A 14,964-nucleotide genomic window follows, 5' to 3' on the forward strand; every position below is an offset into this window, starting at 1 on the left:
GACTTGGCTTGATCAACAGCTTCCCGCCGCGATAACGGCGGATGTTGAACCCCAGGAAGTCGAACCCTGACTGTCCGACATGGACAATCCGGGTCTTGTCCTCGTTGAAGACCAGACCCCTGGGAGCCAGCCACTCGGCAACCTGCTCGGCTTGCTGCCTGGAATGGCAGAGGGCGACAAGGTGAGTGGGCCGGGGGAATCGCACCCCCGGCCTCTCGCAGAACCGGACGTGAACCTCTCGACTCATCCGGCTCCCATTGCCCAGTTGTCAGGGCGTGCACCGAGTCTCCAGTGGGCGAACAGGCGCGGGGATCTGCGAAAGACCCCGGCGAGCCATGCCATCGCCCGGCGTTCTCGGTTGCGTAGCCGATGTTTGTACTTCCGGCAGGCCCATCGCACCAGGTGGTCGTTTGAGGCAGCGAGGGCATTGAGTTTCGGCGTGTAAGAACAGATAGCCCGGTCGAGAACGGTGTGTGAGGTGTCGGGTGAGTGGCCCGCTGATGGCACGGTGGTGTGTTTGCCCGCCGCATGCAACGGTAGAAACGCCGCTATGCCGGTGGGACACCACCACAGTCGTGGCACGGCATCGGGATCCGGGTCTGCGGAAAAGCGCAGGGTATTGAGTACCGGTGCCGCGAGAACGTCCCATAACCATCCTAAGGTCTCGTTGAGGATGCGATGGGCTCGTAATCGCGAAGACAGTGATGTCTGGGCGTTCGCGAGGGCATGGAGCAGGCCCTCGGTCCTCTCGGCTACGACCTTGACGGTGATGTCTCGTAGCGGCTCCACCTCCATGCCGTCGCGGGTGACAATAAGCGCGTCGCAGCGGTGCCGGCTGATGTTCACGATGACCACCGGTCCCTCTCTGGCCACTAGCTGAAGATCTGCGTAGGCCGGCGGGCGCAGGAAACCTGCGAATCCTGGCAATTGGCGGACTTGGCGTACCAAATCGTCCCATTCTCGCGACAGCGACTGCCGTTGTCGTGCGATGCGGTGACCAGCCAAGCTCGCTTTCCACTGTTCGGACTCACCCGCAATGGGAAGAGCCGGCATGCCGGTCACGGTTGTGTCCAACTGGTGGCGGATCTGATCCATCCGCTCGGCGAGGTCCGGGGCCTTCTCGTGGAGCTCGGCGCGGTCAGTCTGGACACGTAGCGAGTGGGCCAGTAGTACGCCGCGGCCCTGTTCCAGCAAGACGATGGCCCGTTGAGGCTGATCGGCACTGAGCGCCGCCCCGGCGGCATCAGCGGCCAGTCCCGCGGCGAGCCGAAGAGCGTGCAGCTGATCGGTATGATCGAGACCATGCCAGGCCGCCACCTGAAGTTGCTGGATCGCAAGGGAATACCCGGCGAGGGCGTCTGACCAGTCCGCGAATTCGGCGGCAAGTTCACCCCATGCTTTGGCCGCGTCAACGCGCATCGATGCCGGGCTCACTGCCGATGCGGACGCTTCGCGGAGCAGGCGGCGCGCCCGATCCCCCGTTGTCGCATCACCATCGCGGCTGAACCGGTTTCTGAGCGCGAGGCCGAGTACGTACAGCGACCGCGCGCGCTCGGGGTGATCTCGGGACATTGCGTCAACAGCGGCTTCCAGAGTGGAGATCGCGGCCTCCAGGTCTGCCGGGGAGCCAGTGCTCCCGAACTGGCGATGAAGCGAGAGGCCAACCATGAACAACCGTAGGGCACGCTCCGGGTGGTCGCGGGGTGTGGCGTCGACGGCAGCACGACCGGCGTCGATGGCGGCCTGCACGTCCGCAGACATCCCGGATCGGAGGAACCGAAGCTGTAGTGATCCACAGAGGTTGACCAGGAACAGAGCTCGGCTGGGGTGGTCGCGGGGTGTGGCGTCGACGGCGGCACGGCCAGCTTCGATGGCGGCCTGCAGGTCCGCAGGCATCCCGGATCGGACGAATCGAAGATTGAGGCCGCCACAGAGATCAGACAGACGGCCAGCGCGCTTGGGGTCGTCGCCGGGTGTGCCGTCGACGGCGGCCCGGAGTGCACCGATGGCGGCATTTAGGTCGGCCAGCACGCCGGTTCGCTGGAACCGGCAGCAGAGCGCTCCGCCGAGATTAGCCAGGTGCATGGCATGGTTCGGGTGGTCGCCGGGTGTGGCCTCGACGGCCGCGTGGCCCGCTTCGATGGCCGCCTCCAGGTCCGCCAGCACGCCCATACGCTCGAACCGGCGCTGGAGCGACTGACCCAAGTTCGACAGGTGCGTAACGCGATCGGGATGATCGTCGGGTGTGTTGTCGACTGCGGCCCTCAGAGCCTCAATGCTGCCCTCCAGATCTGCCAACACCCCCGTGCGCGCGTATCGGAGTTTTAGCGAAATGCCGAGATTGGACAAGAACGTGGCATCGCCGGGTTCCGTCTCGACGGCAGTCCGCAACGCGTCGATCGCAGCCTCCAGGTCCGCAAGCGAGCCTGTGCGTGTAAATCGGTTTTGGAACGCACCAGCAAGAATGGACAGACGGTGAGCGAGGTTCGTGTGGTCGCGAGGTGTGGCGTCAACGGCAGCCCGTCCCGCGTGGATGGCGGCCTCCAGGTCGGCCAGTACCCCGGTGCGCTCAAAGCGACGTTGAAGCGCGCCACCGAGACGACACAGGGACACGGCGTGGTCGGGATGGTCGTCGGGGATGGTCTCGACGGCGGCGTGCAGCGCGTCGACAGCGGCATCCAGGTCGGCCAACACCCCGGTGCGCTCAAACCGGCGCTGTAGCGCGACACCGAGATTGTTCAGTGCTCCGCCACGGTTGGCATGATCGCCAGGCGTAGTCTCAACCGCGGTTTGAAACGCCTCGACAGCGGCATCCAGGTCGGCCGGTGTCCCGGTCCGGTCAAACCGGCGTACGAAGGCGCTGCCGATATTGAGGAGACGGTTCGCACGGCTGGGGTGGCCATCCGGCGTAAGCATCACCGCGCTACGGCTGGCCTCGATGGCGGCATCCAAGTCGCCCCGCGCACCGGTACGTTCGCACCGCACTCCAAGCGCACCACTGAGATTGCTGAGGTATAGGGCACGATCGGGGTGGTTGTTGGGTGTGGCGTCGACGGCGGCTTGGAGCGCGTCGATGGCAGCGTCGGCATCTGCGCGACTACCGGCACGTTCGAACCTTCGTTGCAGCGCAGTGCCGAAGTTGCAGAGATACTGGGCGCGGCACGGATGTCCGGTCGGTGTGGCCTCGACCGCGGTGCGCCGGGTGTCGATGGCCTCCTCCAGATCGGCCAACACACCGGTACGACTGAACCGACTCTGAAGAGCGTTGCCAAGGCTGTTCAGGCAGAGCGCGAAATCCGAGTGGCCGGGTGGTATCACCTCGACCGCGGCGCTGGCGGCCTCAATGGCGGCCTCCAGGTCGCGAAGGTCATCAGTTCGCTCGAAGTGGGCCAGCAGCGCGGTTCCCAGGTTGGCCATGCGGCTGGCTCTGTCGGGATGCGCGACCGGCATCGCACGGACGATCGCCCGCCATGTCGCGATCGCGGCTTGGAGAATGCCGGTGTGACCTGTGTATTCCCAGGCGGCGAAGAGCACTACGGCATGGCTGTTCCACGCCGTGGTGTGTTCGACTTGTGGCATCTTGTCCAAGCCGATGGCCTCGATGATCGCTGGAGGTATCACCTCAGGAGCGACTGGAAACAGGAAAGCGAAAAGCCACAAAGCGGCGTCACTGTCCGGTTGCCGCCGATTGACGGCAAGGACATCGTGGCGATACATGTGCAGCCACGCGACAGCGGCCGCAGCTCGCACATCGACCCCAAGCGGAGGGTGAGCACTCGCCGCGGGCACGGAGAAGGCCGCACCCAGCACGCCGGCGGCTTCCACCAGCGCGTCCGGCGCCAGCACCACATCCGGACCGCGGGTGACCGCGAAGTCGTTCAACCGCAGCATGATCGAGTATAGTGGTCCGTCCGGCGTGTGTGACCCGGTCACTATGGATCCCCGTTTCAGTGCCCTGACATCTGTCCACCTGAACCTTCCGAGAGTCGTCCCATAGGATCTCACCGTTACTGTCAAGGTTGATCATTTCGAGCTCTGATACAAGGCCCGTGATCATTCGAGGAACAGTCGAGGTGCCCGGCAGGACGCCGCGACAGGTGGCCGTGTCAAGCCGATCGGGATCTGGTTCCGTCCACCCAACGACACGTCACGGCCCAGTGTTTGATCGGCAGCTCGGCGGGCACAGACTTGCGGCTCGGAGCCAGATACGTTCCGACCAGTACCCATGTCCACGCCTCTTGTCGTGACGTTCGGTTATATGGACAAGATGCAGAACTGGGCGTCGACAGCGCGGCAATCCTGGCCAGCGGCGACCGACGGCGCGCCCTATCCCTGCTGCGAGTGCCGGGCGGGGCGTCGGGCGCGGCGTAGGGGCGCGGCAGGTCGCCGGTGCCACCGCCATCCCTGGAGCGAAGTTAGTAGCTGTCCCGGCTTGGGACACGACCTGCCGCGCCCACTGGGCAGATGATCATCACCGAGATGCGCGCTCTTGCCGGCAGGTGCGAACGGACACCGTGAGGATCTGGGATGCCGGACAGGACCGGCGGATGGTCAGGATGGTGTTGCGGTTCGCTCGCGGGTGGTCGGCAGCGTGTGGATGGTGCTCGTGTTGGCGGCAGCGGCGCGTAGCCGGGTGATCTCCTCGCGCTGGGCGGCCGGCCGCGACAGGGCGTGGGTGCGGAACGCGACCAGGTCCGCGGTCTGCTGTTCCTGAGTGGACAGTCGCTGTTTCAGCTGCTGGACTTGGTTTTTCAGCCGATCGATCTGCGCGTCGCGTGGGTAAGCGATCATCCCGCGTCGCGTTCGTGGTCGCGGCGCTGCTCGAACTCCTCCTTGAGATGGACAGATTCTGACCGCACTCGCCATATCTGGTACGGCAGCCGCACTTGTCGACCTGGTCATGTTTGCGCTGCTAGACGACGCGCCTCAACCCATCGATACCGACCACCAACCAGCTGAACAGCTAAAAAAAACGCCCGGCCAGCACAAAAAGTGCCAGCCGGGCGAGGTTCGGCCATCCGACCATCAAAACGAGTTCTGCTGCAAGACGCCGTCGACGTAGATGTCGGCCTTCCAGAACGCCATGAGACTCGCGATCTTCTGGCTCTCCGGTGGCGTCGTCCGGTAGCTCCAGACGACGTCCTTGTGGAGCCGGTCGCCGATCTGGACGGACCAGTAGTGGGCCGTTCCCTTGTACGGGCACTGGGTCACCGTGTCGCTCGGGACGAGCAGGTCCATCCGGACGTCAAGTTTCGACACGTAGTAGCGTGCCGGCAGGCCGGTTTCGAAGAGGAGCCTAGGACTGCGGGACTCCGCGACCGTAACTCCGTCGAGCTCGAAGCGGACGTGACGGGAGCTGGGCAGGACGTCGATCCGGGCGTGGGGGTCGCGTGGGTGGACGAAGATCTCCTCGTCCTCCTCGAACCAGGCGTCCATCGCGTTCCACTCGAAGCGGATGTAATCGCGCAGCTCCTCCACGGGACTTTCGTTGTATTGCTCGGCCGCGCCCGGCGCCAGCGCGCTACCGGCCTTGACCGTGAACTTCTCGGCCACGCCGAGGAGTTCGGAGCGAGCCGTCTCCTGGTCGGGAACGAGCAGGCTCTTGTCCACGTCGTCCGCTGGGACGTAGTAGACCGGGTAGCCGCGCGATTCCCAGACCAGCAGGGCACGAATTGTGTCGGCCACCACCTCGCCTCCGAGGTAGACGCGGATCCGCTTGGGGCTCGGCTCGGCCCGGACCGGCCGTTGCCCGGTCGTAACGCCGTATGTCATGAGCTGGGTTCTCCTCCGTATCGGCAAATCATGGGCGAAGTCGTTCTCAATCCGGGTTGCTGACGGTCTCGCGCTGCAGCGGGGCGGGTGCGGCCGCAGGACTGGCCGGCTCCTTGTTCAACCGGCGGATCTGGACCGCGGTGACGACGCTGATGAGCGCCGCGCCGGCCGAAGCCACCAGCGGTACGACCAGCAGCCCGTTCACGCTCTGACCGGCGCCGACCACGATCGCGCCGAACGCCGGGCCGAACGTGAAGCCGAGGTTGCGCGCCAGCCCGGCCAGTGAGCTGGCGGTGCCCATCCGCTCCCGGGGCGCGAACTTCATCGTGGCGCTCTGGTTCGGCGCCACGAACAGGCCGAGCCCGGCGCCCACGACCGCCAGCCGCCACATCGTGGCGCCCGCGCCCCACTGCACGCCCTGCGTGAACAGCAACGCGACGCCCACCACGGCGATCCACGCGCCGAGCAAGCCGGCCCGCCAGTCGCCGAACTTGTCGGCCAGCTGACCGCCGAGGAACGAGACGACGCCCATCGTCAGCGGCATCGCGAACATGATCGAGCCGACCTCGCCCACCGTACGTCCCATGTGCTGCTCAAGGATGTAGGGCATCAGGAAGAAGAGCGAGCCCCCGGTCATCGTCACCAGCAGCAGCGACGAGTCCAGCGACAGCAGGGGCGGCAGGCGCAGCACGCCCGTGACGTTGGCGGCGTCCGACGTGCGGAACCAGAGGGCACCGAGCACGACCGCTCCGATGAGCATCCCGGCCCCGACCAGGTTCGAGCCGGAGGTCAGGTTGTCGATCCCGAGCAGCAGCAGGGTGAACGCGGCGGCGACGACTCCGGCGGCACCGACCCACGACGGTGCGGGGGCGCGCAGCTTCCCGGCGTCCTTCACCGTCGCCGCGACGAGCGCGAACGCGACCGCGCTGATCGGCACGTTGACGAAGAACAGCCACGGCCAGGACAGCTGGCTGACGATGAGACTGCCGAGCACCGGTCCGCTCACCGAGCCGAGTGGGCCGATCACCCCGATCAGGCCCATCGCCCGGCCGCGATCCTTCGGGGCGATGACCAACGCGGCGGCGGCCAGCACCAGTACCGCGATCAACGCCGCGAAGGTGCCCTGGACCACGCGCAGCGCGATGAGCACGCCGAGGTTCGGCGCGAACCCGCAAGCCGTGCTGGCGACGGCGAACCCGACGATCGCGAGCAGCAGCGCCAAGCGCTTGCCGACGATGTCGACCCACCGGCCCAGCGGGATCATGAGCCCGATCATCGGCAGGTTGTAGGCGACCAGGAGCCATTGGGTCCCGGTCGCGCTGCTGTCCAGGCTGTGCCCGATCGTGGGCAACGCGGTCGCGACGATCGTCATGTCCAGGGTGGCCATATAGATCGAGAGGCCGATGGCGATCACCGCGAGCCAGCGCGTGCGCTCGACCGGGGTGAAGTTGGGTGGTGGCATGGAGAAACTCCAACCTGGTGAGTGGTGAATCGGCGTCGCGCGCGTGCGCGAGCGCCAGGGAACGAGCGGGGTGGCCGACGAGCATCGGGGCTGTGCACCACGAACCACCCGCCTTGGAGCCGAGGACGGATAACTCACGGTGGGCCGGCACCTGGGGGCCCTTCACCAGCGGCCTTCGAATTTCATCGGACAGTGTGTATTCACTAGACAGTGTGTCTCGCGAAGAGGTGCGGTGTCAAGCCGACGCTAGGATCGAGCCCATGAGCACCCGCAAGTACGAGCAGCGGCTGCGCGCCGACGCCGCCGAGGAAACTCGCCGCCGCATCCTCGCCGCCGTGTACCAGCGGCTGTGCCAGGCACCGACCGAGCCGGTCAGCATCGAACAGGTCGCGAAGATGGCGGGAGTGTCGCGGTCCACGGTCTACCTGATTTTCGGATCACGCGCGGGCTTGTTCGACGCGCTGGGCGACGACCTGCGCGGCCGGGGCGGGTTCAACCGCGCCGCGGACGCCGGGCCCGGAACCGATGCCCGCAAAGACCTCTTCGCCTCGATCCGCGCGTCCGTCCCGATCTTCGCCGAGCACCGTGAGGTGCTCCGGGTCCTGTACTCGATGGCCCAGCTCGACCCCGACGCCGTCGGCGGAGCCGTGCAACGGATGGCGGAAGCTCGCTCCGCCGGCATGGCCTGGCACGCGCAGCGCCTGGCCGAGCAGAACGAGCTGCGCCCGAACGTCACCGTCGACGAAGCCGCCCACCTCCTTTGGTCCCTCAGCGGGTTCGAGACCTTCGACCAGCTCTACACCGGACGCGCCCTGCCGGTGGACGCGGTCGCCGACCTCATGGTCACCATCGTCGAACGCGTCGTCTGCGCGTAAAGCCGACTCACCTTGGGTCGATGCGCTGCAGCGCGGCGAACGCCGCCGCCGCGAACCGACGGTCAGGCCGGAGCATGTGTTCTCGCAGGCAGGCCTCAGTGAACTTGATGACGTGTTCGTCGCCGTGCTCGACGGAGCGCGCGCTGAGTTCGTCGAACGAGGGCAGATCGGCGTCGGTCGCCTCCTGGATCATGTCCGCCTCGCGGCTGCGGTCCCTCGTGAAGGCCAGTAGGAAGGCAAGGTGCACCTGCCACACGGCGGCGACGGACGACGTGTGCTGTTCGGCCGGCAGGTACGGGAGGACCAGGCGCACCGCCGCAGGCAGCGTCACTGTGTGCACCATGGGAATCGCGAAGATCTCGTCGTGGGCCACGTAGACGCCGGCGAACTCCGAGGTCATTTCGCTGAGCAGTGCCTGTGCGTCGTCCGGCGCGAGTTGTCCCAGCGCTTCGAAATAGCCGGGCATCGTGTCGAGCGTCTGCAACCGCTTCCCCGCGACCGGAGGGGTCACCGGCACCTCCCCGCGGAACCGGGGCAGGCCCGCGATCGCCGAGGCGACCCCGTGCTCGCCACCCAGCCGCGGCTGACCGGGCAGCTGCGTGAACCGCGCGGCCCAGTACCCCAGTGACCGGGCGAGCTCGGTCAGCTGGAGCGGGCTGGGCTCCGGCACGGCCGCGATGCTCCGGACGGCGTGCGCGGTGCGGATGGTTCCGTGGGTGAACCCGGCGAGCATCCCCGGGAGCAACCTCGGCCACCAGCGGGCCAGGACCGTGCGCCACGGGGCTTCCGCCAGCTCCCGGGCCATGAGCTGCTCCCAGTCCCCGGCCCGGTCGAAGGAACCCAGCGCCGGCCGCCAGGACGACTCGTCGGCGGCGTCGAGGGCGAAGCGAGGCGCCGGGGGTTCGTGATGCGGCATGGCGGTCCGGTAGCCCTCGACCCAGGACGCCACCTTGTCCCCGTGGCCGAGGGCCGCCAGCGCCTCGGCCCCCATCGGGCCGTGGTTGGCCAGATCCCCCTGGATCCCCCGTTCGTAGCCCAAGTCGTCCAGACGCTCGAGCGCGTCGTTGACCGCGTCCGAATAACCGACTTTCGTCATGCGAATTCGTCCTCTCGAAACAGTGGCCCCGACACCCGCGTCAGGCGAAGTCGGTGGCGGGAACGGTGGCGTAGCGGCTCATGACCTCGGCCGTGGCCTCCGGCGTCAGCTCCCGGCCGGAATCGACCATGGCCCGCAGGTCCCGGAAGTACTGCACGTACAGGTCCGGGGTGAAGGTGTTGAGCAGCACGAGCGGTTCGTCGCCGGGGTTGGCGAAGGTGTGCGGGGCACCGGGCGGAATCATTACGAAACTCCCCGCCGGAGCGTCGTGACTGGTGTTCCCGACGATGAACCGGGCAGTGCCCGACACGACGTAGAAGCCCTCGTCGTGCTCGGCATGGCGGTGCTGGGGCGGGCCGGCGGTGTGCGGCGGGAGCGTGATCTCCCCGACCCCGAGGCGGTGCGCGGTCACGCTGCCGTCCTCGAGGAGCCGCATGCGGGCCGGCCCGATTTCGATCTTCTCGCCGTCCTCGGGGCCGACGATGGACACGTCGTTCATGGCCGTTCCTCCTTCACATCACCATGCCGTCGCCGCTGTGTTCGTGGAACTTCGCGACCTCGGGCGGGTGGACGACGAACGGCCGCATCATGCCGTCGTCTTCGTGGTCGCCGACGTGGCAGTGGTACACGTACTCGCCGGTGCCGCCCTCGAACTTGCCCGCGACCGCGACCCACTGGCCGCGGTTGACGAGGAACGTGTCCTTCCAGCCCTCCTCATGCTTGGCCAGCGGGTCCGCGGTGAACCCGGAGATCGGTTTCGTGGTCCGTTCCGTCGGCAGGTCCCAGGTCGTGGTGAAGTTCCGCCGGAACAGCGCCTGGAAGCGCGCCAGGTGGATGTGCATCGGGTGCACCGGGCCCAGCGGGCCGACATGGATGAAGTTCCACACCGCCCAGCGGCCGTGGTTGATGTAGATCCCGACCGTGTCGTCGAACATGCTGTCCCGCTTGCGGAAGGTCCGGATGGCGCCACTGACCGGGTCCACGATCTGGATGACGCCCCGATCTCCCATGTCCGTGTCGACCTCGTCGAGCTCCCACATCTCCGGGTGGCCCTTCTTGCTCATGACGAGCCCGACCCACACCTCGTCGTGGTCGGCCGGCAGTACGCTGCCCGGCACCACCCGCACGTAGGACGGCGAGAGCTTTGCCGGGAGCTTGAACGCGTCGTTCACGCTCCGGTTCGCCACCCGGAACTGCATGAGGTCGGGTTCGGTCGGACCGGCGGCCGTGCGGGCGTCCGTCAACCGGAGGTTCATACTTTTCAGCCGGCTGAAGTCGACCAGCACGTCGAGCCGCTCGGCGGGGGCGAGGTTCAGGCCGCCGGCGGGCACCGGCGCCGGGGCCGGCAGCAGGCCGCCATCGGTCCCGATCACGCTGATCGCGTCGTTGTGGACCTGACCGGTATCGTCGACCAGGTTGAGCGTGTAGATCCGCCCGTTGCTCACGTTGAGGAGCCGGAAACGGTACCACTGGGCCTGCACGTCCAAATGGGGCCAGATCGTGCCGTTGACCGTGTTGAACGGTCCGGTGAACCCGGCCGGGACCAGGGCGCCGTCGTAGGGCACGGCGGGGATCTTGAACAGCAGCTGACCGGTCAGCTCGCCCGTGGCGGGGACGGTGTCGAGGTTGCGGTCGCACAGCAGCAGCGGGATCTCGCGGGGACCGGAGGGCAGGCCGAGCGCGTTCTCCTCGTCGTCGCGGATGAGGTACATCCCGGTCAGTCCGGTGTGGATGGTGTACCGGGTGATCGCCATCGCGTGGTCGTGGTAGAAAAGCGCGGTCGACGGCTGGCGGTTCCGGTACTGGACCAGCTGACTCGAGCCCTTCAGCATCCCGTTGTGCGGCCAGCCGTCGCTGCCGCCGTCATTGGGCGCCCCGTGCAGGTGCGTGACCGTCCACGGCGGCAGCTCAGCCACCCCTTCGATGATGGTGTGGTTCGTCAGCGGGGCGCCGCTCGTGTCGCGGTAGCCGGGGCTGTTTGTCGGGTTGGCCGGGGCCGGGGCCTGCACCGCGACCAGCGGCATGTGCCCGTCGATGTCGTTGATCCACTCGACCCGCAGCGGCCGCCCGCTCCGGACGTCGATCGTCGGGCCCGGGAACTGCCCGTTGAACGCCCAGACCGCGGTCGGCGGCAGTTGCGAATGCAGCCGCACCTCGGTACGGCTCGTGCGGACCTCGAGATCCCTTTCCCGGGGCCGGATCACCGGCGGGACCCGGAGCGGGTCGAGGAACTTGGTCAGGCCCCAGTGTGGGCCTGCCGGAGCGCCCGCACCCGCGGCGGACCCGGCCGGGGCGGCCGCGGAACTCGCCTCGGCGATGCGGAAGATGTTGGTGCCGATGGCCAGCGCGCCGAAGAGAGCTCCGGTCGTCAGCGTGCGACGGGTGACCTCCGACCTCGGATTTCCCTCGTGCTCTGCCTCGTGGTCAGCCATGGGATGTCCCATTTCCTTATCTGTGATGCGGACCCCCGTGAAGGGGTCGTTTCTGGTTTGTTTGTTTGTTTTTCGGGTTCGTCGTCGCTGTTCGGGCGTGGTGGACCGTGGCCGGGACCAAGGTGGAGCGCCCGCAGTGGTAGCGAGGACGAACGGCCTTGACGCCGGGCAGGGCCGCGGCATGCCGGCGATGGCTCGACGAACTCGATGGCGGGGGGTTTAGGTCAGGTTTAGGTCATGGCGCCCCGGGACCTTCCTCGCGTCTCACGCGGGAAAAGTCCCCCTTCGGTTGGCGGGGACAGCCCGGAACCCCTGCGTCAGTCCCGGATTTCGCAGATCGTCGCGCCGCCGGTGACGGTCTCACCGACCACTCCGGACAGCCCGGTGATGGTTCCGGCCTTGTGCGCGGTCACCGGCTGTTCCATCTTCATCGCCTCGAGGACCACGATGAGGTCGCCCGGGGCCGCGGTGGCGCCGTCCTGCGCGGCCAGCTTGACGATGGTGCCCTGCATCGGCGCGACCACCGCGTCACCGCCGGCCACCGCGGCCCCCGGGCGCCGGGCGGCCGGCCTCGTACCCGGGTTCCGCGACCCCGGGAGATCGCGGGCGGGCGCCGGAATCAGGCCGAACCCGCCGGGCAGGCCGACCTCGACGCGAGTGCCGCCGACCTCGACGGTGATCGTCTCCCGCTCGGCGGCCGGCGGTACGACGACTTCCCCGTCGTACGGCGGGATGTGATGCTCGAAGCCGGTCTCGATCCAGCGGGTGTGCACGGCGAACGGTTCGCCGACGAACGCGGGTTCGTCGAGGAGGGCCCGGTGGAAAGGCAGCACGGTCGGAAGCCCCGCCACCACGAACTCCGCCAGGGCACGACGCGAGCGCTCGAGCGCCTGCCGCCGGGTGGCTCCGGTGACGACCAGCTTGGCGATCATCGAATCGAACGCCTGGGGAAGGGTGTCGCCACGGTCGAATCCGGAGTCCAGCCGCACGCCGGGGCCTGACGGCGGGCACCAGCCGGTGAGCGTGCCCACCGCGGGTAGGAAATCCCGGCCCGCGTCCTCGGCGGTGATCCGGAACTCGACGGAGTGACCGCGGGGTTCGGGGTCGTTGTAGCTGAGCGCTTCACCGTCCGCGATCCGGAACATCTCCCGGACCAGGTCAATGCCCGTGACCTCCTCCGTCACCGGGTGCTCGACCTGCAGCCGGGTGTTGACCTCCAGGAAGGAGATCGCCCCATCCCGGCCGACCAGGAACTCGCACGTCCCCGCGCCGACGTAGCCGGCCGCGCGCAGGATCGCCTTGGATGCGGAGCGAAGTTGATCCTCCTGGGTACCGGACAGGAACGGGGCCGGCGCCTCCTCGACCAGTTTCTGGTGCCGGCGCTGGAGTGAGCAGTCGCGGGTGGAGACCACGACCACGTTGCCGTGCGCGTCGGCCAGGCACTGGGTCTCGACGTGACGCTGGTTCTCCATGAACCGCTCGACGAAGCACTCCGCGTGGCCGAAAGCACCGACCGACTCGCGGACCGCCGACTCGTACCGCTCGGGGATCTCGTCGAGTGTGCGGACGACCTTGAGGCCCCGGCCCCCGCCGCCGAACGTTGCCTTGATCACGATCGGCAGACCGTGTTCGCGGGCGAACGCCACCACCTCCGAGACGTCGGTGACGGGCTCGGCGGTCCCGGCGACCAGCGGCACGCCGACCCGCTCGGCGACCTGCCGGGCCCGGACCTTGTCGCCCAATGCGGTGATCGCGGCCGGGGGCGGCCCGATCCATGTCAGCCCCGCGTCGAGCACCGCCTGTGCGAAGTCCGCCCTCTCCGCCAGGAATCCGCACCCCGGGTGCACCGCGTCGGCACCGCAGTCCTTCGCGATCTTCAGCAGCTTGCCGGCGTCCAGGTAGCTCTCGGCCGCCGTCCGGCCGGTCAGTGCGTGCGCCTCGTCGGCCATCCGCACGTGCAGGGCGTCGAGGTCCGGCTCGGCATAGACGGCGACGCTGGTCAGCCCGGAGTCCTTGCAGGCTCGCGCGATCCGGACCGCGATCTCCCCGCGATTGGCAATGAGGACCTTGCGCACGCGTGTCTCCCCTCAATTCGCTTGTCACTCAGCGGACGAGCGGCGTACCGGCGGCGCTGCCCGGCGCTGCGAGCGCCAGCGCCTCGTCCCAGCCGGCCCACCTTCTGATCAGTGCGCGGAACTTCATGGTCAGCGAGGGCCGGTTGACGGCGAGTGCTCCGGCCAGCCGGTCACCGTGGCGGTACAAGGCGACGAACCGGTCACCGTCCCCGACGGACTCGACGTCGCCCTCGGGCACGCCGACGAACTGGATCCGGGTGCCGTACCAGTCCGACCAGAAGTACGGGACCGTCTCGTACGGCTCGGTCGCAGTCCGGGACACGGCGTTGCGGCCGGCGACGGCGCCCTGCTCCGCCGCGCTCGTCCAATGCTCCAGCCGCATGTGCCGCTCGAAGAGCGGATTCCACCAGCGAGCGACGTCTCCGGCCGCGTAGACGCCCGCGGCGCTGGTCGCGAGCGTCCTGTCGCAGACCACGCCGTCACCCAGGGCCAGACCGGATCCGGCCAGCCAGCCGGTGGCCGGTGCCGCGCCGACGCCGACCACGACCAGGTCGGCGGGCAGGACTGTGCCGTCGGACAGCAGCACCCGCTCGACCCGGCCGTCGCCTTCCAGGCCGGTCACCGTGACGCCGCAGCGCAGCACCGTCCCGTTGGCCGTGTGCAACGCCGAGCAGGCCGTGCCCATCACCTCGCCGATCGCCCGGACGAGCGGAGTCGGCAGCGCCTCGACCACGGTGACGGGCTGCCCCCGTTTCCGGGCGCTCGAAGCGACCTCTGAGCCGATGAACCCGGCGCCGACGACGACGGTGCGCGCGCCGGCGTGCAGTGCCCGGCGCACGGCACGGGCGTCGTCGAGCGTGCGCAGGGTATGCACGCCGGCGAGGTGCTCGAAGCCTGCCAGGCCGCGGGCCTTCGCGCCGGTGGCGATGACCAGCCGGTCGTAGTCCAGCGGGACGCCGGCCACGGTGACGGTCCGGGCCTTGGTGTCCAGACCGGTGGCAGGCACGCCGAGCCGCAGGTCGACCTTGAGGTCGTAGCGGAGGACGTCCCGGCCCAGGAAGGTCGGGGCCGGTGGCTCCGCCGTGGCTTCAAGGAACGCCTTGGAGAGCGACGGCCGGTCGTAGGGCAGGTGTGGCTCCGCGCCGACCAGGACGAGGTGCCCGTCGAATCCGGCCTCCCGGGCGGCCCGCACCGCGCGGACCCCGGCCAGCGAGGCACCCACCACCACGAGCCGCTGCCGCGTCATGATCGC

The 14,964-nt window shown here is 68.3% G+C and carries 10 protein-coding genes and 1 pseudogene; 1 reads left to right on the forward strand and 10 read right to left on the reverse strand.

Going from position 1 to position 14,964, the window contains the following annotated elements; genetic code table 11:
* The 5 genes and pseudogenes from VJT49_RS04685 to VJT49_RS04705 all read right to left on the reverse strand — a co-directional run.
* Window positions 1–247, reverse strand: a pseudogene (locus VJT49_RS04685) (hypothetical protein); the annotation flags it as partial.
* Window positions 244–3,933 (reverse strand): tetratricopeptide repeat protein, encoded by a 3,690-nt coding sequence (locus VJT49_RS04690; RefSeq protein WP_324163433.1) that lies wholly within the window; start codon window positions 3,931–3,933, stop codon window positions 244–246. The gene VJT49_RS04690 and the pseudogene VJT49_RS04685, both read right to left, overlap by 4 nt.
* A gap of 618 nt (window positions 3,934–4,551) precedes the next feature.
* A complete protein-coding gene (locus VJT49_RS04695) occupies window positions 4,552–4,791 on the reverse strand; it encodes a hypothetical protein (protein ID WP_324163434.1) in 240 nt (79 codons plus the stop codon).
* Window positions 4,792–5,025: 234 nt separating this feature from the next.
* The gene (locus VJT49_RS04700) at window positions 5,026–5,772 is read right to left on the reverse strand and encodes a DUF427 domain-containing protein (RefSeq protein WP_324163435.1); all 747 of its coding nucleotides are present in this window, start codon (window positions 5,770–5,772) and stop codon (window positions 5,026–5,028) included.
* A gap of 46 nt (window positions 5,773–5,818) precedes the next feature.
* On the reverse strand, window positions 5,819–7,234 hold the full coding sequence (locus VJT49_RS04705; protein ID WP_324163436.1) for an MFS transporter: 1,416 nt from the start codon (window positions 7,232–7,234) through the stop codon (window positions 5,819–5,821).
* Window positions 7,235–7,494: 260 nt separating this feature from the next.
* Here VJT49_RS04705 and VJT49_RS04710 point away from each other — a divergent pair, with 260 nt between their 5' ends.
* Complete coding sequence (locus VJT49_RS04710) at window positions 7,495–8,109, forward strand: TetR/AcrR family transcriptional regulator (protein ID WP_324163437.1); 615 nt, start codon at window positions 7,495–7,497, stop codon at window positions 8,107–8,109.
* Between the two features lie 7 nt (window positions 8,110–8,116).
* Here VJT49_RS04710 and VJT49_RS04715 read toward each other — a convergent pair whose 3' ends face one another.
* From VJT49_RS04715 to VJT49_RS04735, 5 genes are all read right to left on the reverse strand, one after another.
* Entirely contained in the window at window positions 8,117–9,205 is a 1,089-nt protein-coding gene (locus VJT49_RS04715) for a hypothetical protein (protein WP_324163438.1), read from the reverse strand.
* A gap of 40 nt (window positions 9,206–9,245) precedes the next feature.
* Window positions 9,246–9,704, reverse strand: coding sequence for a cupin domain-containing protein (locus tag VJT49_RS04720; RefSeq protein WP_324163439.1), 459 nt, complete (start codon window positions 9,702–9,704; stop codon window positions 9,246–9,248).
* A 13-nt stretch (window positions 9,705–9,717) separates the two neighbouring features.
* On the reverse strand, window positions 9,718–11,637 hold the full coding sequence (locus VJT49_RS04725; protein ID WP_324163440.1) for a multicopper oxidase family protein: 1,920 nt from the start codon (window positions 11,635–11,637) through the stop codon (window positions 9,718–9,720).
* A gap of 317 nt (window positions 11,638–11,954) precedes the next feature.
* On the reverse strand, window positions 11,955–13,712 hold the full coding sequence (locus VJT49_RS04730; RefSeq protein WP_324163441.1) for an acetyl/propionyl/methylcrotonyl-CoA carboxylase subunit alpha: 1,758 nt from the start codon (window positions 13,710–13,712) through the stop codon (window positions 11,955–11,957).
* A gap of 28 nt (window positions 13,713–13,740) precedes the next feature.
* The gene (locus tag VJT49_RS04735; RefSeq protein ID WP_324163442.1) at window positions 13,741–14,958 is read right to left on the reverse strand and encodes an NAD(P)/FAD-dependent oxidoreductase; all 1,218 of its coding nucleotides are present in this window, start codon (window positions 14,956–14,958) and stop codon (window positions 13,741–13,743) included.
* Window positions 14,959–14,964: the final 6 nt, after the last annotated feature.

Origin of the sequence: Amycolatopsis sp., from assembly GCF_035276945.1 — a bacterium.
Taxonomy (GTDB): domain Bacteria; phylum Actinomycetota; class Actinomycetes; order Mycobacteriales; family Pseudonocardiaceae; genus Amycolatopsis_E.